Here is a 17,441-nt window from a genome sequence, read left to right as displayed (position 1 = left end):
AAACAAAATCCCCGGCGCAAAATGCTGCCGGGGATTGTACATCTTTTTCCTGTAAAACTGCTTTCCAGATGGGCCGCACTTAAAATTGCACAATATCGAAATAGGCTTTTTTGGGCTGCAGGTTTTTATCAAACAACAGGGGATAATCTTTGCGGTTGCGCACGGGGAAATTATCCAGCCAGCTGGTGCGGTCCGAAATGTTCCAGAAAGTAACGCCGGTCAATTGCTTGCGATATTTGCGAAACAGCTCGAAACTCATTTTGTACACATCCCTTTGTTGTTGCTCGCGGATTGCTGAGAAAGCGGTGTCTTTGTCTTCGGGTCGTGCAGGTCGTGCATCATGTTCCTTGGGGTAAACGGAAATGTCCAGCTCGGTGATCTGCATTTTCAAACCGGTTGCGGCGAAATCGCGCAGCGTGCTTTCCAATTGTTCCCGTGATGGTTCGTTCACCGCCCAGTGGCCTTGCAGGCCTACTGCATGAATGGGCACACCGGCACTCTTCAGGCCTTTTACCAGCCGCACCATCTTGGCTCTTTTCTCCGGGCTGATCTCATTGTAATCGTTGTAAAAAAGCACCGCTTTAGGGTCGGCTTCGTGCGCCCACTGAAAGGCTTTGGCAATATATTCTTCACCAATGATCTGCAGCCAGGGCGAAGGACGCAGGTACTCGTCGGGCTTGTCGGAAATGGCTTCGTTTACCACATCCCAGGCATATACACTCCCCTTATATCGGTTCACCACGGTGAAGATGTGGTCTTTCAACCGTTGCAGCAATACGGCTTTGGAAACGGTATTGCCTGCATCGTCCTTGAATATCCAGGACGGGGTTTGGCTGTGCCAGCAAAGGGTATGACCACGCAGCTTGAGTTGGTTGCGTTGTGCAAAAGCAACAATGGAATCAGCATCCCTGAAATTGTATTCGTTTTCCTTTGGGTGAATGGGACCCATCTTCATGGCATTCTCCGGGGTCATGCTGCTGAAGTGCTGCAGGATCAGCCCGGCTTCATCGGTTTTCAGTGCGCGGGGACTTACTGCCACACCCATGGTGAAGTAATTTTTGTAAAGGTCTTTAAGGCCCTTGCCATTGGTCGTTTGTGCGGAAGCGCCAAGTGTTACAGTCGTTGCGAGTAGGAGGGAAAGGAGTTGTTTCATTGAATGGGGGTATTAAACCTATTAAGTTTTGGGTGAAACACCTAACAGGTCTCCAAGACCTGTTAGGTGTGGTTTCAGACCGGGAAGGCCTTTAAACCCTGAAGGTTTAAAGGGTTGAAGCCTTGGGCTGAGCCCTATAAGGTTTTAAAAACCTTATAGGTCTTATAAGCAACCCGCAAGGTTTATTTAAAATAACGGGAGGCAAAATCAAGGAAATAGGGCCAGTTGGGACCAGTGGTGTGGCCCCCGCTGTGCTGGCGGAATGCAATATCTCCCGTGGCCAGGTTGGTTTCCTGTGCTGGGAATGCTGCGGTGCCCAGGTCTTTTTTACCCAACAGGCGATAAACCGGCCCGGCATGTACACCACCCAGAAACATCCCTTTGGCGTCGATCCAATTGCCCTCTACCTGTGGCGAACCCGAGCTGATAAATACCGGCCTGGGTGCGCACAAGGCAATCAGTTCATGCGCATCCACCGGCAGGTCGTTTGGCGTAAGCGGACCTGCGTATTTGATGAAGTTGCCGGCAAACCAATGGTACTCTGCGGAGGATGCCAGGTTTTCTACCTGCTCACCAAAAGTGCGTCGCAGGATCTTGGCGCCACCGGCACCCGAAGAGCCGATGAAGCCTATCTTGATACGTGGCTCATAGGCCATGGCAACCAGGGCTGCCTTGCCATAACGCGACAATCCTTCAATGGCTACCTGTTTGGCATCAATAGCAGGGTCGGATTCAAAATAATCAATGGCCCTGCTGGCACCCCAGGCCCAGGCACGCAAAGTACCCCAGTCGTCGGGTTTGCGGGGCTGCCCTTTATTTACCAGCCCAATAATACCTTCGGTAAGGCCTGCGCCATGATCGGCCTGGTAACTGGTGGGAATAAGGAGGGCAGCTGCCAATCCTCTTTCCAAAACCTGCTCCTGCCAACTCTTGGGCGGTGTGGTGCCTGCAGGTGGTGCCGGCGGACGGAAGCCCGGCGGCCATACAAACCCGTATTCCATTACAACGGGTACTGCCTTGGTTGCCGATTTAGGGGTAGTGAGGGTGAGCTGGATATCCACTTTGATCTGCGGGTACATGCTATTGTCTACATGCCCTAGCAATTGTTTCTCTACTGCGGCAATGCTGCCATAGCTTGTATCCTTTACCGATATTACTTCCCATTTAACACCAGGAATATTGGCAGGCACCCGGCCATAGATTTCCCGGTCAAAATCTGCAACAATTTCAGGCCGGCGTTTGCGCCACCAGTCATTGGTACTGGTTACTTTTTTGCCGTTCTTCAACACCAGCGCGTCGGGAATGGAGGTATAGGTGGTTGCTTTCGCTTCATCACTGTTGGCGGCATCTGGCGCCTGCGGGTTGCCCGATGGGCCCCGGCGGGTAGCCTGTATGCCGAGTTGAGCAAGCATTTTGTTGTAGTCGGCCTGCGTGGCCTTGTTGACGGCCTCTCTTTGCTGGTAACCGCGCACAAAATCGGCCACTTCCACCATGGGGGCGATCCACAAATCATTTTCAGCTCCTTTGAGGTATTGCAAAAAGCGGCGGTGTTCGGGGAGGGCCACATCCAGCGAGTTGCCGCCACCCACACCATGAAAAAGGATCACCAGCAGGGCGTTCTTTTCCACGGCTTCCTTTACCCATGCAATCATCTGCTCGGCAGTGTGGTTGTTCACCATAAAGCAATCCACATCGTACAGGGCCACTTCCCCAATGCGGTGCATCTGGTTGCGTACGGCCCTTGCTGCAACAAAGTCGCCCTGCATGGGCTGGATATAGGCTGAGTCACCTATGTGGGTATCGCTGCACGGAAATGCAAAGGTCCGCCTGGTTTTTCCATCCATCGATTGCAGCAGGAGGTTGGTAGCGCGGGTTTCATCCACAATACGCTGTACAGTATACTTGCTCAGGTCATAATCGGGTTTTACCCAACTCCGTCCTGGAGTGTTGCCAATACAGGGGTGGTACATCGTGTGGTTGCCCAGTTCGTGCCCTTTGGTGGCAACAGCCTTCCAGGCATTCAGCCTTTTTTGCATGGAGTTGGAAAATCCGGAAACATAGAAAGTAGCCTTCAGCCCAAGCGAGTCGATCAGTGGCAAGGCATTGTCGAGGTGCTGGTCGATGGCATCATCGTAGGTAAGTACGACTGCGGCTTTTTTGCCCCGCCAGGGACCATTGCCCTGGCTGAAAGCAGGCAGGGTAGCAAGAGCAAGTGCCGAGTACAGTAAGAATCTTTTCATATGCGATCGTTAGATAGGTTTGGGGTTTGGAGTTAGGGGTTTGGGGTTGGCTTGTGATGTAGTGTCCAGGTTTGACCAGCTACTTTTTAGCCTGTTCATTTGCTGCATCACCATCGGTGCGGAAGGGGGCTGCGGGCAGCCCTTCCTTGTTGTACAGGTTGGCGCCATGCGGGTTGTCGGCCCAGGCATACCGAACATACAGGGGTAGCGGTACTTCGTCGCTCCAGGCTACAACAGTATTGCCTGCAATGCGGGTGTTGGCCCAAACAAATTTCTTGTCTGCACCGGCAATGGCAAAATAGCCGGGCGCCTCCCCATCGGAAGTAGTCAACCCGCTGCCTGTTTCCGTAAATGAAATAATGATCTTGTCCTCCTGCACGGTCGCTTTTTCAAACATAGGCCCGGAGCCAACAATGTTTTCACGGTACACCAGTTTTTGCGCAGCACGGGCCAGGCGCATTCCCACATCTTTTTTGTTGTCGGGGTGAATATCGTTCCACTCACCCAGGTCGATGGCTACCGCCATGGCGGTATTGGGTTCGGAAAGGGCAGAGGCTTGCGCTTCGCGGGTGGCGGCCCAGCCGCTTTCGGCGGGCAGGTAGTCGGCATCCATGAAGTTGGGTAGCTGTACAAACAGGAAGGGAAGAGCCCCCTGGCCAAAGAGCTGCCGCCAGTTGCGGATAAATGCAGGGAACAGTTTTGCGTAAGCAGCAGGATTGCCGGCATTGCTTTCTCCCTGGTACCACAAAATGCCCTTGAGGGTATAAGGCACAAGGGGAGCGATCATTGAGTTGTACAGTGCGGTAGGCTGGTTTTGCAGCGAGATGCCGGGAGTGGCCGTCACTGGTGTAAATGCCGTTCCTACTTTGTACTGCCATACGCCCTTGAGGTCGATCTGTTGGTTGCCTGCCAGCAGGTAATAAGGTTTGTCTGGAACAAAACCGCCCTTGCCACCCTGGTTGGTTACCCGCACCACGATGGTGTTCTTGCCTGTGCGCAACAAACCTTGGGGTACCATATACCGCCTTTGCGGGTATTGGTAGCCGGTAGATCCAATTTCTTTTCCATTTACAAAAACCTGGTCGGCATCCACGATGCGACCCATATACAATTTCGCAGTCTTACCGGCCATAGTTTCCGGTACTTCAATCTCCCTGCGGTACCAAACAATGCCGTCCAGATTTTTGATGCCCTGGTCTTCCCAGTAACCTGGGATATTGATAGGCCGCCAGCCTACAGCTTGGTAAGCGGTTTCAAACCATTTTACCGCGCCGGTCATGCCCTTGTCGTTGTTGCTGCGCTGGTTGCTGAGGGTGTTGTAGCGTGCCGAAGCTATATTCTGCGATCGGATGTATGCCGTGTCTTTATTGCGCTGGATGGTTGCTGCAATGGGGCCAAAATCTTGCAGGCCAGCTTCGCTGGTCCATGCCTCTACAGGGCTGCCGCCAACGGATGCATTGATGATACCTATGGGAATCTTATACTGCTCATACAACTGGCGGGCAAAGAAATAAGCAGCAACCGAAAACTGCTTCACGTCTTCGGGGTTGGCGCTTTTCCAGCTGCCTGCGGGCAGGTTTTGTTGGGGGCCTTCCAGGTTGTACAGGGTAGGTATCCAAAACTGCCTGATCTGCGGGTAATGGGCGGCAGCAATATCGGCACCATAGGTTTCGCTGTGCAGGCCCATATTGTGTACCATATTCGACTGCCCCGAGCAAAGCCATACATCACCAATAAGAATGTCCTTCAGGATCACCTTATTGCTGGCGCTCAGCTCCATGGTGTAGGGCCCGCCGGCCTTCATGGGCGGCAGCGTTGCCGTCCACTTGCCATCGGTGCCCGCCTTGGTGCGCACCTTTTTACCGTTAAACTGAATGCTTACCTGTTCACCACTTCCTGCCCAACCCCAGAGGTTGATCCTGGTGTCGCGTTGCAGCACCATGCTGTCGCGGACAAGCCGCGGCAGCTTGATTTGGGCAGTTCCAAACAGGTGTAAAACAAGAGCGGAAAAAAGCAGGAGTGCAGGTTTCATGTTGCAGGCAATGTAGGGGCTTGGTCAAAAAATAAACCCGCAACCATTGGCTAGTGGCTGCGGGTTGTAAGGCTTATTGATAAGGGTTGATGGTCTGGATGCTGCCATCGGCGTTGTACTTCAACTCGGTTACTTTCACGTTGCGCAGGTGGGTTTTGCCACTCAGCTGCACATCATGGTAAAAGAGCCACCACTTGCCGTCTTTTTCAACTATGGAGTGGTGGGTGGTCCAGCCCTGAACCGGTGTAAGGATCACGCCCTGGTAGGTAAAGGGCCCATAAGGGTTGTCGGATGTAGCATACACCAGGTTGTGCGTATCGCCGGTAGAGTAGGAGAAATAATACTTGCCATTGTAATAGTGTATCCAGGGGCCTTCAAAGAAGCGCCTGGTGTTATCGCCTTCGGTAAATGGTTTGCCGTTCTGGTCCAGCACCTGCAGCTCGCGAACGGGTTCGGCAAAGCTTTTCATGTCTTTCGACAGCTTCACCACGCGGGGCAGCACGGCAGGCTCGTTGGGTTGGCGCAGCGCCCCGTTGGGATCGTACTGGTTGTTGTTCCAACGTTGGAGCTGTCCGCCCCAGATGCCGCCAAAATACATATAGTGATCGCTGCTTTTGGGGTCTTTGAATACGCTTGGGTCGATGCTATAGCTGCCCTTGATGGGTTCTGCTTCTGCTTTAAACGGACCTTCAGGTTTTTTGCTGGTAGCCACGCCAATACGGAATACATCCTGTTTGTCCTTAAGGGGGAAATAGAGATAGTACGTGCCGTTGGCAAAGGCCACATCGGGCGCCCATAGCTGGCGGCCCGCCCAGGGAATATCTTTTACACTGAGGGCTACGCCATGATCGGTAACCTTGCCACCCACTTTATTCATGCTGAGAATGCGGTAATCCATCATGTTGAAATGATCGCCGTTATCGTTCTCGGGTGTGCCGGTGGCCGTGTCGTGCGAAGGATAAATGTAAATGCGGCCATTGAACACATGCGCCGATGGATCGGCCGTATAAATGTGCGAAACGAGGGGCTGCGAAATGGGCTTCTTCTCTTGCGCCGAGCCGCTCAGTGCCGCAAAAGCGCAGAGGCCCGTCCAGATCATTTTGTTTTGTACTTGCATATTGCTCTTTGATTGTTTTGCTTTTCTATAAACATTGCTTCCCGAGCCATCGATGGGACGGATTCCGTTTAATTGCCGCTCTATAACAGGAGCGGCTTCACTGGAGCCGGGTTCTTCCACTTGTTGGTTTTCTACCAAGAGATGGCTACTACGGAGCCATGCGCTTTAATTCCAATTATTTGCCAAAAGGCTTTTTCCAAATGTTATTAATAGCGCGGATCTAATGATCAATTTTTATTACCCAATACCTAATACCTAATGCCCAATCCCCATTCACTATTCACCATTCCCCAATCACTTCTTCGTTTCCTCCGGTCCCAGGTAGCTTGGCTGCATGCCGCCAAAATCAAGCACCAGTTTTTGCAATACCACGCCGGGGTCAACAGCCCAAACCTTTAGTATATGCTTGCCAGGCTTGGCAATTTTGTGTGCTGTTTGTTTGGTAATGATATTGGCTGCCACCCAGCTTTCCCAGGTGCGCACATTTTCGTCTTCCCTGTTGATGGTAATCAACTGGGGTGCTTCATCGTCGATGCTAACAGCCAGTTGCAGCCCTTCGCTATGCTGGAAGTTAAGTGTTGGCGACACAAAAGTGTGCAGCTTTACAGCGCCGCTGTCATACGCATACCATTCGTAGCTCAGTACGGGGCCTTTGCCCACGGCTTGCTTTGGTGCGGTAACAGGAAAAAGGCTTAAGCCATCTCCGGTGCGGCCGATGCCGGGAATGAGCTGCCACTGCTGCGCACCTTTGTTTTCGTTTGTTGTAAAATGGCTGGCCTCCATGCTTACCACGCCGTCCTGTTCATAAAAAACATGGCCCTTGGTGCCGGCCGGAATGAGGTCCATTGCCGAAAGCACACGCGGCTCTATCAGTACCGGGCCATCTCCTGCTACGGTTGCATTTACATAGCGCAGTTCGGGCATCTTATTTACCAGGGGCTGCTGCCAGTAGGTATAACCAATATGGGTCTGGCTCATCAAGTGGTTCCATTTGCCGCCCTTCAGTTGGTGGTACTGCAAAGTGATCAGTGAGTCCCTGGCGTATAATTCCTTTGCCCGTTCCGCATGCTTGTTGGCAAAGGTCATTTGCTGTCCTGCCTGCCATTGGTTGAGGGCAACGGCATGGTACATTTCGTGGAGGTTGGCAAAGGCTGCAATCGGGTGAAGCACCAGCTGGAAATAAGCGTCCCCGTATTGTGGCGCGAGGGTTTTGCCGATGCGTTCGGCCTTGCTGCGCAACAGGCTCCATTCGTTCACCACGCGATCCCATTCCTGGTTGATAAGGTTATAGGTAGTTGCATGCAGCAGTTCGGGTTTGCGCCGTGCGCTCAGCTGCGCATATTGTTGCAGCACCTGGCCGATGTCCTGTGCCTGTTCCGTACCAAACTGGCCGGCAGCCCATTGGCTGTAGTAGGCAGGCAAATCCTTAGCGCCGATGCGTTCGGGGTTCCAGGCATAATCGAGGAAGAACGAAGTAGGCAGCTCCATGGGTTTGATATCACCCACATTGACGATCCATATCTGTCTTGCGTTGTACGCCCATGCCAGGTGCATCTGTTCCCATACGCGGGCCAGGTTGTTGGTGTTGAGCCATTTGTAGTTGCGCGGCCCGCCCACATAGTCGAAGTGGTAGTAAATGCCATAGCCGCCTTTGCGGGGTGCTTCGCCCAATTTGGGCAACCTGCGGATGTTGCCCCAGTTGTCGTCGCACAGCAAAAGGGTTACATCATCGGGTACCCGCATGCCCTTGTCGTAATAATCCTGTACTTCCTTGTACAGAGCCCATAGCTGCGGGGTTTCGGATGCAGGTTTGCCGCTTACTTCGCTGATGATGCTGCGTTGGTCTTTTACAATGCGCTCTAATAAGGCTGTAGCGGTTTCGCGGCTCATGGGCTCGTCGCCATCGCCACGCATGCCGATGCTCACGATCTTTTCGTTGGTGGCCCGTTGCATACCCTTGCGCCAGAAATCCTGCAACCGCACGGCATTGCTGTCGTAGTTCCATTTGCCCGTGCCATAGCGCCGCCATTCGTCGTGTGCCCGCATCAGGGGCTCGTGGTGCGAGGTGCCGATGACAATGCCGAAAGTATCGGCACTGTTGATATTGGATTTATCGTCATCGTAGAATGCACTGCCCCACATGGCGGGCCATAGGTAATTGCCTTTGAGGCGCAGGATCAGCTCGAATACTTTTTCGTAAAACTGGTGGTTAAACCCACCAAACTTTTCCCGGCTCCAGTTGGCAAGCGCCGGTGCTTCGTCGTTGATAAAAATGCCCCGGTATCTTACTTTGGGGGCATCGGTGTAGGTGCCGGGTCGTACAAAAAGCTGTGCCTGTTTTTTCACCGGCACATCGGCCCACCAGTACCAGGGCGATACGCCCATTTGTTTGGAGCATTCAAATACGCCGTATGCTGCACCGCGGCGGTCGCTGCCCGCAATCACCAGGGCCTTTTCTACCCCGGAAAATGGATTGGCAACGGTTTGTACCTGGTAGGCTTCCCATTGTCCTTTAATACCCTGGGTTTTCAGCTTGCCATTTTGCTGCAGTTGCAGTAGTGGTTTTGCGTTCAGGGTACCCAGCACGATTGTATTTTTCCCGGCCCTGTTGAGGCTTGCTGTGATCGGGGGGTTGTAACCAGTAACGGCTAAAATGTCCTGTTGCAAAAGGGAGGCTGATTTTAATACAAGTGGTGCATCTGTGCTGTCAACGAGAATGGTAGTGCCGGTCAATGCAAAACCGCCTTTTGTTGCCGTATTACTCACCCATTCCTGGGCGGTGGCCAGCTTGCCCGAAAGCAGGAGTAAGCATAAGAGTTTAGCTTTCATAATGGCTTTAATTAGCGTGAACTAAAGCAATTGTTTTATTCCGCCTGGAGAATTTAGAAACCAATAGAATTACCACCATCCACCGGCAGCACCACGCCAGTTATATACTTCGCAGCATCAGATGCCAGGAACAAGGCCGTAGTCCCAATATCGGCAGGGCTGCCCAGGTCGCCCATGGGTGTGCGCGACAATACCTTTTGCTTTCTTTCGGGGTCGTTGTTCAGCGCCTTTGCCGACATATCGGTTGCAATAAACCCCGGTGCAATACAATTGACCCGAATACCTTTTGGCGACAATTCCACCGCCATGGCGCGGGTCATGGCTTCAATGGCGCCCTTCGATGCCGAGTAGGCAATTACTTTGGGAATGCCGTACTGCGAGGCCATGGAAGAAATGTTGATGATGGCACCGCTTCCTTTTTGCAACATGTCCTTTACCAATTCCCGCGACAGGCTGAATACAGCTGAAACATTGGTGGTGAGTATGCGTTGAAATTCTTCATCGCTTACATCCGTGAATTCTTTTTTCAGGTTGATGCCTGCATTGTTTACCAGGATGTCTATCGGCCCGTACTGGTCGATGATGCTGGCCACCAGTGCCGGAATGGCATCCAGAATGTTTAGGTCGGCTGGAAACGTGATACATGCTTCGCCCAGTTGTTCTTTTGCTGCAGAAAGCTTGGCTTCATCGCGGCCAATGATGATGGTGCGGATGCCCGCCGATACAAAGCTTTGTGCAATAGCCAGCCCAATGCCCGAGCCGCCCCCGGTTACAATGGCTGTTTTTTGTTGTTCGTTCATAAATCAAATAGTGGTTGTGCTGCCACCGGCATAGTTGAGTTGGGTGGCATGCTGCGAAACAATATTTTATCAAACCGGGGTCAGCGCAAGACGCCATTACCCGAAACTCATGAAATCTTTAACCCCTGAAACTCCGGATCAATTCCCCGGCGCATAGGGAAAGCGCAGGCTTTTGTAATAATCCAATGTTTTGGCCGGTTGCGGGTAGCGTGCCGGTATGGGCATTTTGGAAAAGGTCTGGAAATACAGCAGGCAGGCGTCGCGCCACCAGGTAGCTTCCTGCTCCTGTACGCCCAGCAGCATTTGTACATGTGCAAAGCGGTCGGGGTCGATTTCCTTTTGCAGGCCGGCCCATTGTGACTGCATGCCGTGCAGCGAGTCCACTCCTTCGTTGTATTTGAAACAAAGCTCCTCCCACAGGTTGCGGCCCGAGCGGAGCGGTTGCTTCCAGCCTACATGGTGAAACCACAGCAGGTAACGCTCGTCACAGGTGGCGGGGTTTTCCCATTGCCTCCGTACCTCGGGGTGGTACTGTTCCAGTGCATTGCTGCCGGTGGCGGTGCGGTTGAAACCCAGGCCCATATTATCGGCTTTGTGAAAATACACGGGCAACCAGTCCTGCCGGGGCGCCTTATCCCACCAGGGTGCGGGCCCGTAGTGGTGGCCATAACCCATAATATGCGCCAGCCCCAGTGGGGTCATGTAGTTTACCATCGCTTCGTGCGACTGCAGCATGATGTTGCGGACGGTGGCAAGAACAGCCGGCTTGGTGGAAAAAGTTTGGCCGATCCATTCGGTGGCGATGCCGGAAGATGTTAGGGTATGATCCCAGGCCAGGCGGCCAAAGGCATACCAGTTGGCCTGCCCGAAAAGGTGACCCGTCCAGTTGCGGTCGTTGCCGATATTGGCTACACCTGCAATGCCGGTGAGGGTATGCCCTTCCAGCGAGCCGTCCATCACTTTGGCAACGGTCGATCCCTTGCCTTTGGCCCAGGTATCGGCGTTTTGAATTTCTTTGAAAAGCGGCGCCTCGTACACCAGGTGGGTGGCCTGTCCCAGGTATTCCTGCGTCAGCTGGTACTCCATCATGAGGGGTGTTTGGGGCATGGCGCCAAACAGGGGGTGAAAAGGCTCGCGGGGCTGGAAGTCGAGCGGGCCGTTCTTTACCTGTACCAGCACATTGGGCCGGAACTTGCCATCGAGGGGCTTGAAATCTGTATACGCTTGTTTTACCCGGTCTTCGGGTGTTTCGTTGCTGTACACAAAAGCCCGCCACATCACAATGCCGCCAAAAGGAGCTACGGCATCGGCCAGCATATTGGCGCCATCGGCATGGTTGCGGCCGTAGTTCTGCGGACCAGGCTGTCCTTCCGAGTTTGCTTTTACCAGAAAGCCGCCAAAATCGGGTACGTACTGGTATACTTCTTTGGTTTTGTCCTTCCACCACTGCTGCACCTGCGGGTCGAGCGGGTCGGCAGTTTTGAGCCCGCCAATTTCCACCGGCGCACTGAAGCGGGCGGTAAGGTAAACGCGTATGCCATAAGGGCGAAAAACATCGGCCAGGGCACGCACCTTTTCAAGGTACATGGGCGTAAGGATCATGGCATTGGCGTTCACATTGGTGAGTACGGTGCCATTGATGCCGATGGAGGCATTGGCCCTTGCGTAATCTTTATAACGGGGATCGAGGTAGCCGGGCAGGCGGTGCCAGTCCCAGATGGAAAAGCCGGCATAGCCGCGCTCAACGGTGCGGTCCAGGTTGTCCCAGTGGTTGAGCACCCTACGCTGTAGTCTGGGCGCCGATACTAAATCCAGTTTATCGATATCCTGGCCTGTTTGCAGGAGCCGCAGGAAATGGAAAACGCCGTACAATACGCCGGCATCATCATTGGCGGCAATAACGGTCAGCCGCCTGCCCTGGCGGGTTGTGGTGGTAAGGACAAATCCTTCTTTGCCTAAAGTCTTTAGTTGGGGTAACTGGAGGGAAGCAACCAGCTCCGAAGACTGCGGCGAGCCTACAACCAGTACGCCCTCTGCCATGTTTTTAGTTTCACCAACAGCCTTGCCCAGCATACCCTGAAGCCCTTGCAGCAGTTCGGTTTTGGCCGTTTGCTGTACCGCACTGTTGCCCGCAAAATGAATCCCTTTGATTTGTTGCGTATAACGGGTACGCAGGCCTGCTTCAATAGGGTCGAAGCGGAGCCAAAGGCGATAGCCGTCTTCGGCATGCGCAAGGGCGAGGCTAAGGTTGAGGAGGAGAATGATCAGGAGTCTTTTTATCATGGCAAGGCGGGAAATGAGTGATGAGTGATGAATAGGGAATGGTGAATAGGTAATAATCAATTTCGTTTTGAAGATTCACGTACCACCAGCTCTGACCGCAGCAGGATGGAATTGGTAGTGCCAAAATCCATGCTCCCGTTCAGTGCCTGTATGAGGTTGGTGGCGGCGATATGCCCCATTTCATAACCGGGATAGTTGATGGTGGAGAGGTTGGGTTCTACTACGGTACATACGGGGTCGTTGTTGAAACCTACGATGGCCATATCCTGCGGGATGCGCACCCCTGTTTTTTTCAGGGAGGCCAGGCAGGCGGCGGCGCAATAGTCGTTGGCAACAAAAATACCATCGGGCCTGCTGGTGCGGGATAATATGTTTTGCGCCGCTTTGTGCCCGTCGTTCTGGCGCAGGTTACCTATAATGAGTTGATCTTCAAAAAAGGGAATCCCTGCTTCAGCCAGTGCCTGTTTGAATCCTGCCAGGCGGTCGGCATATACATTGCGTTTAGGCGGTGCCGTAATGTGCACCAGCCTGCGGCAGCCCTGGTCAATCAGGTGGCGGGTGGCTTCGTAGGCTGCTTTGCGGTTATCGATCAAAACCTCTAGGCACTGCTCGTGTGCCAGCACCCGGTCGAAGAAAACCAGGGGTATTTTCTTTTGAAAATAGATATAAAAATGCTCCAGGTTTTCGGTGTCCACAGCAAGCGATACCAGCAGGCCGTCCACACGGCTGTCGTACAGGGTTTTGGCACTGGTGGCTTCTTTTGCCGCCTGCTCCGACGACTGGCTGATGATCAGTTTATAGCCATGGCCTACCGCTGCATCTTCCATACCTGCAATCACGGTACTTACAAAATAGGAGTCAAGGCGCGGCACAATCACCCCTAAAGTATGGGTTTGCTTGCTGCGCAGGTTGCGGGCAAAATGGTTGGACCGGTAGCCGATCTGTTCGGCCAGTTCCTGGATGCGCTTCTTGGTTTTTTTGCTGATGGCAGGATGGTCCTGTAGCCCGCGGCTAACGGTAGCAGGTGAAATGTTGAGCTTTTCGGCAAGGTCGTAAATGGTTATTTCTTTTTCCATCGTATGGGTATGGCTCCGGCGGGTAGGAGGGTTTTCTGCAAATATGGTGCAATCGGTTGCGGCCATGGCCACGCTTTAAAAATAGGAGGATTAGGTTTGCGAAAAAAATAATTGTGCAATCGGTTACATTATAGAAAGCTCACAAAACTATCTTCGGCGAAGCCTAATAGAATCAGAACCCCAAACAGGTTTTTTACACCTCCCGGTTTTTAAAACCTGTGAGGTGATGTCAGGTGATTTCCGAAATCGTTTGCGCAACTCTTTGGCTCCACCTGTTTGTAAAACTTTATTTTCACCAACCTTAAAAATTGGATAGCGATGCATATGGAACAAACCATGCGCTGGTACGGCCCCAACGATATCGTGCCGCTGGCGCATATCCGCCAGGCCGGCTGCACCGGCGTAGTAACGGCACTACACCACGTACCTGTGGGCGAAGTGTGGCCGGAAGATGAGATCAACAAACGCAAAGCGGAAATTGAAGCCGCCGGCATGAGCTGGAATGTAATTGAAAGCCTGCCCGTACACGAAGACATCAAAAAGCAAAGCGGCAACTACCTGCAGTATATCGAGAATTATAAGCAGAGCATCCGCAACGTAGCTGCCTGTGGCGTAAAAGTGATTACCTACAACTTTATGCCCGTGCTCGACTGGATGCGTACTGATGTGGATTACCTCATGCCCGATGGCAGCAAGGCGCTCCGTTTTGAACGGCTGGCCTTCGTGGTATTCGACCTGTTTATACTGGAACGCCCCGGTGCCGAAAAGGATTATGCTGCCGAAGAACTGGAGGCCGCCCGCAAAAAATACGAGGGCATGACAGAGGCCGAACACAAGGCTTTGTACCATGTTACCCTGATGGGATTGCCCGGCAATGCCGATGAGCGGTTTACCCCCGAAATGGTTCGTGCCGCGCTGGAAAGCTATAAGCACATCGATGCTGCCAAACTCAAGGAACACCTGTTCTACTTCCTGCAGCAGGTGGTACCCGTAGCGGAAGAAGTGGGTGCGCAGTTGGCTATTCACCCCGACGATCCGCCTTATCCCATCCTGGGCCTGCCGCGTATTGTGAGCACCGAGCAGGACGCCGCCGAACTGATTGCAGCCGCGCCTTCACCGGCTAACGGCCTGTGCTTTTGTACCGGCTCGTATGGCGCCCGCCCCGACAATGACCTGGTGAGCATGATCCGCCGTTTTGGAGATCACATACACTTCCTCCACCTGCGGGCCACCAAGCGTGAGGAAGGTGGCGATTTTTTTGAAGCCGACCACCTGGCTGGTGATGTGGACATGTATGCCGTAGTAAAAGAAATCGTACTAACCATGCGCCGTCGTGGCGTTTCCATCCCCATGCGTCCCGACCATGGACACCAGATGCTCGACGACCTGGACAAGACCACCTATCCGGGCTATAGCGCCATCGGCCGCCTGCGTGGCCTTGCCGAATTGCGCGGGCTGGAGCTGGGCATCAGCAGGAGCCTGGCAGATTGATTTTGAACCACGGAAACAGGGAGGACAGGGAGGTGCACAGGGTTAGTTTAGCTGGTTTAAAGAGTTCAATCGATTCAATAAGTTCAATGGGTTTGGTTAACCGACTAAACCCATTGCCTTTTGGTAGTGGTTAAACTAGGTCTTTGTTAATGGATTATTGGTTGTTTGCGTATGACGCCAATAATCAATAATCTAATAATTAATAATCAAAATTGCCATTAAGAAGTCTGAAACAACCGAGTGCCTCCCCGTCTCCGTGGTTTTAATTAAGCGAAAAATTAAATCCGTTCCTGACCTGCACACTCCTAAAATGCTTTACATTGTGTCAGTCTAACGCACAGAAATTGCATGGTCATGAAAAAACTCTTTTCCCTTACCTTATTTTCCTTTTTGTTTATTGCTCCCATTATGGCCCAGTCCAACAAAACCCTGCAGGTAAAAACTGCCAACGGTGTAGTGGAAGGCTCCCTTGAGCAAAGCGGTATCCGTGCCTTCAAGGGGGTTCCGTTTGCCGCACCCCCGGTGGGTAAACTGCGTTGGCGCGAGCCCCAGCCTGTTGCCAACTGGACTGGTGTGCGCAAGGCCACACAGTTTGGTCCCCGCGCCATGCAGGCGCCCATCTTTGGTGATATGGGTTTTCGCTCCAATGGCATGAGCGAAGATTGCCTCTACCTCAACGTATGGGCACCCGCATCCAAAGGCAAGGAACTGCTGCCCGTGCTGGTATATTTCTATGGCGGCGGCTTTGTGGCCGGTGATGGCTCCGAAGCCCGCTACGATGGTGAGAGTATGGCTAAAAAAGGCATGGTGGCCCTTACTGTAAACTACCGCCTTGGTGCTTTTGGCTTTATGGCCCATCCCGAACTCACAAAAGAATCGCCCAATAAAGCTTCGGGCAACTATGGCCTGCTTGACCAGGCTGCTGCGCTGAAGTGGGTGCAGCAAAATATTGCGGTCTTTGGCGGCGACCCCAAACGCGTTACCATTGCAGGTGAATCGGCAGGTTCTATTTCGGTGAGTGCACAGATGGCATCCCCCTTGTCGCGCAACCTGATTGCCGGCGCCATTGGCGAAAGCGGCTCTATCATGGGCGCCCTCTCCGCTACTCCGCTGGCAGCCGGCGAAAAGGTGGGTGTTGATTTTGGTACTGCGCTCAAAGCCGGTTCACTCGATGCCCTGCGTGCACTGCCTGCCGATAGCGTGCTGGCGGCATCAACCAAATTTGGTCCCTTCCGCTTCAGCCCTGTGGTGGATGGCTATTTCTTCCCCAAAAGTCCCTACGAGATCTTTGCCGCCGGCGAACAGGCAGCCGTGCCCCTGCTGGCAGGCTGGAACAGCGAGGAAAGCGGAGGCCGCGCGGTGATGGGCGGACAGCCGATGACCAGGGAAAGCTTTAGTGCCGCTGTGCGCAAAATGTATCCCAACAATGCCGATGAAGTACTGGCGTTGTACAATCCAGCCACCGATGCCGATGTGGAGCGGATAGCTACCGAGCTGGCCAGCGACCGCTTTATTTCCTTCAGCACCTGGAAGTGGACCAGCGAGCAGGCCCGCACCGGTAAACCCGTTTACCGGTACTACTACGAAAGGCCCCGCCCCGAGATGGTTCCCGAAATGGGAGATGCCACACCCGGCCTTGCAGGTGGGGTGCAGCGCAATACCGGCGCACCCAAACCTCCGGCTGCAAAGGGTGCCGTGCACTCTGCGGAAATTGAATATGCCATGGGCAACCTGCACCTCAATAAAGTGTATAACTGGAAACCCGAAGACAAGAAAGTGTCGCAAGTGATGCAGGACTATTTTGCCAACTTCGTAAAGACCGGCAACCCCAATGGTGCAGGCCTGCCCAACTGGCCCACCGTGCAAAGTGCCAACCCCGCACCGGTGATGCATATTGATGTAAACACCCGTATGCAACCCGAACAAAACAGGGGCCGTTACCTCTTTATGGAAAAGACTGCTGTTCGATAAAATTCAAAACAGTTTTTAAGGAATACCCTTGCCGAGGCAGGGGTATTTTTTTGTGCTTTCCAGGTAGCTCAAAAGGATTTTATGTTGCTGAATTGGGGGAGGTATTTCGAAAAAGCAATGAAATTTCGCCAGTATTTTGATCCCTGATTATTTGCAAAGCCGCGGTTGTTGTTTTTTAAAAGTCTCTAACACCTGGATTTGCTCACCAACAAATGGTCCTATTGGTATCATGTTGTTGGAAAAAAAGGACTCAGCTCATAGTTATTTCTTATTTCACACAACCAACGGCGTGAAAAGGTTTACAATATGCCCGGGCGGCTCACCTGGGTCAAATATCTTATTACTCCTTATAAGCCTATCTTTGTTTACTTATATGCTCGCTGTACAGTTGCCGCTTCGGAAAGTACAACATGGAAGAACGGGAAGAAATACGCTGCAGCCAGGAGTAA

The 17,441-nt window shown here is 52.9% G+C and carries 10 protein-coding genes; 2 read left to right on the top strand and 8 right to left on the bottom strand.

The window, feature by feature from the left end:
* Positions 1-79: 79 nt before the first annotated feature.
* The 8 genes from BUE76_RS17605 to BUE76_RS17565 all read right to left on the bottom strand — a co-directional run bounded on the left by BUE76_RS17605 (position 80) and on the right by BUE76_RS17565 (position 13,596).
* Complete coding sequence (locus BUE76_RS17605; RefSeq protein ID WP_073043280.1) at positions 80-1,153, bottom strand: endo-1,4-beta-xylanase; 1,074 nt, start codon at positions 1,151-1,153, stop codon at positions 80-82.
* Positions 1,154-1,335: 182 nt separating this feature from the next.
* Positions 1,336-3,393 (bottom strand): polysaccharide deacetylase family protein, encoded by a 2,058-nt coding sequence (locus tag BUE76_RS24015; RefSeq protein WP_083596515.1) that lies wholly within the window; start codon positions 3,391-3,393, stop codon positions 1,336-1,338.
* Positions 3,394-3,472: 79 nt separating this feature from the next.
* The gene (locus BUE76_RS17590; protein ID WP_073043278.1) at positions 3,473-5,425 is read right to left on the bottom strand and encodes a sialate O-acetylesterase; all 1,953 of its coding nucleotides are present in this window, start codon (positions 5,423-5,425) and stop codon (positions 3,473-3,475) included.
* Positions 5,426-5,498: 73 nt separating this feature from the next.
* Positions 5,499-6,542 (bottom strand): glycoside hydrolase family 43 protein, encoded by a 1,044-nt coding sequence (locus tag BUE76_RS17585; RefSeq protein WP_073043276.1) that lies wholly within the window; start codon positions 6,540-6,542, stop codon positions 5,499-5,501.
* A gap of 294 nt (positions 6,543-6,836) precedes the next feature.
* Entirely contained in the window at positions 6,837-9,371 is a 2,535-nt protein-coding gene (locus tag BUE76_RS17580) for a glycosyl hydrolase 115 family protein (protein WP_073043274.1), read from the bottom strand.
* 53 nt (positions 9,372-9,424) lie between these two features.
* Positions 9,425-10,171 (bottom strand): SDR family NAD(P)-dependent oxidoreductase, encoded by a 747-nt coding sequence (locus BUE76_RS17575; protein WP_073043272.1) that lies wholly within the window; start codon positions 10,169-10,171, stop codon positions 9,425-9,427.
* A gap of 138 nt (positions 10,172-10,309) precedes the next feature.
* The gene (locus BUE76_RS17570; protein ID WP_073043270.1) at positions 10,310-12,454 is read right to left on the bottom strand and encodes an alpha-glucuronidase family glycosyl hydrolase; all 2,145 of its coding nucleotides are present in this window, start codon (positions 12,452-12,454) and stop codon (positions 10,310-10,312) included.
* A 56-nt stretch (positions 12,455-12,510) separates the two neighbouring features.
* Entirely contained in the window at positions 12,511-13,596 is a 1,086-nt protein-coding gene (locus BUE76_RS17565; protein ID WP_245798353.1) for a LacI family DNA-binding transcriptional regulator, read from the bottom strand.
* A gap of 258 nt (positions 13,597-13,854) precedes the next feature.
* Here BUE76_RS17565 and uxuA point away from each other — a divergent pair, with 258 nt between their 5' ends.
* Positions 13,855-15,021, top strand: coding sequence for a mannonate dehydratase (gene uxuA, locus BUE76_RS17560; RefSeq protein ID WP_216820677.1), 1,167 nt, complete (start codon positions 13,855-13,857; stop codon positions 15,019-15,021).
* Between the two features lie 354 nt (positions 15,022-15,375).
* Entirely contained in the window at positions 15,376-16,992 is a 1,617-nt protein-coding gene (locus tag BUE76_RS17555; protein ID WP_073043267.1) for a carboxylesterase/lipase family protein, read from the top strand.
* The last annotated feature ends 449 nt before the right edge of the window (positions 16,993-17,441 follow it).

The sequence above is a fragment of the Cnuella takakiae genome, assembly GCF_001953305.1.
In the GTDB taxonomy this organism is placed as follows: Bacteria; Bacteroidota; Bacteroidia; order Chitinophagales; family Chitinophagaceae; genus Flavisolibacter; species Flavisolibacter takakiae.
This window is presented reverse-complemented; position numbering and strand designations above follow the sequence as displayed.

Coding starts and splice junctions, on each gene's coding strand:
- BUE76_RS17605 (WP_073043280.1), bottom strand. CDS start 1,153: ATGAAACAACTCCTTTCCCTCCTACTCGCAACGACTGTAACACTTGGC.
- BUE76_RS17585 (WP_073043276.1), bottom strand. CDS start 6,542: ATGCAAGTACAAAACAAAATGATCTGGACGGGCCTCTGCGCTTTTGCG.
- uxuA (WP_216820677.1), top strand. CDS start 13,855: ATGGAACAAACCATGCGCTGGTACGGCCCCAACGATATCGTGCCGCTG.
- BUE76_RS17590 (WP_073043278.1), bottom strand. CDS start 5,425: ATGAAACCTGCACTCCTGCTTTTTTCCGCTCTTGTTTTACACCTGTTT.
- BUE76_RS24015 (WP_083596515.1), bottom strand. CDS start 3,393: ATGAAAAGATTCTTACTGTACTCGGCACTTGCTCTTGCTACCCTGCCT.
- BUE76_RS17565 (WP_245798353.1), bottom strand. CDS start 13,596: ATGGCCGCAACCGATTGCACCATATTTGCAGAAAACCCTCCTACCCGC.
- BUE76_RS17580 (WP_073043274.1), bottom strand. CDS start 9,371: ATGAAAGCTAAACTCTTATGCTTACTCCTGCTTTCGGGCAAGCTGGCC.
- BUE76_RS17575 (WP_073043272.1), bottom strand. CDS start 10,171: ATGAACGAACAACAAAAAACAGCCATTGTAACCGGGGGCGGCTCGGGC.
- BUE76_RS17570 (WP_073043270.1), bottom strand. CDS start 12,454: ATGATAAAAAGACTCCTGATCATTCTCCTCCTCAACCTTAGCCTCGCC.
- BUE76_RS17555 (WP_073043267.1), top strand. CDS start 15,376: ATGAAAAAACTCTTTTCCCTTACCTTATTTTCCTTTTTGTTTATTGCT.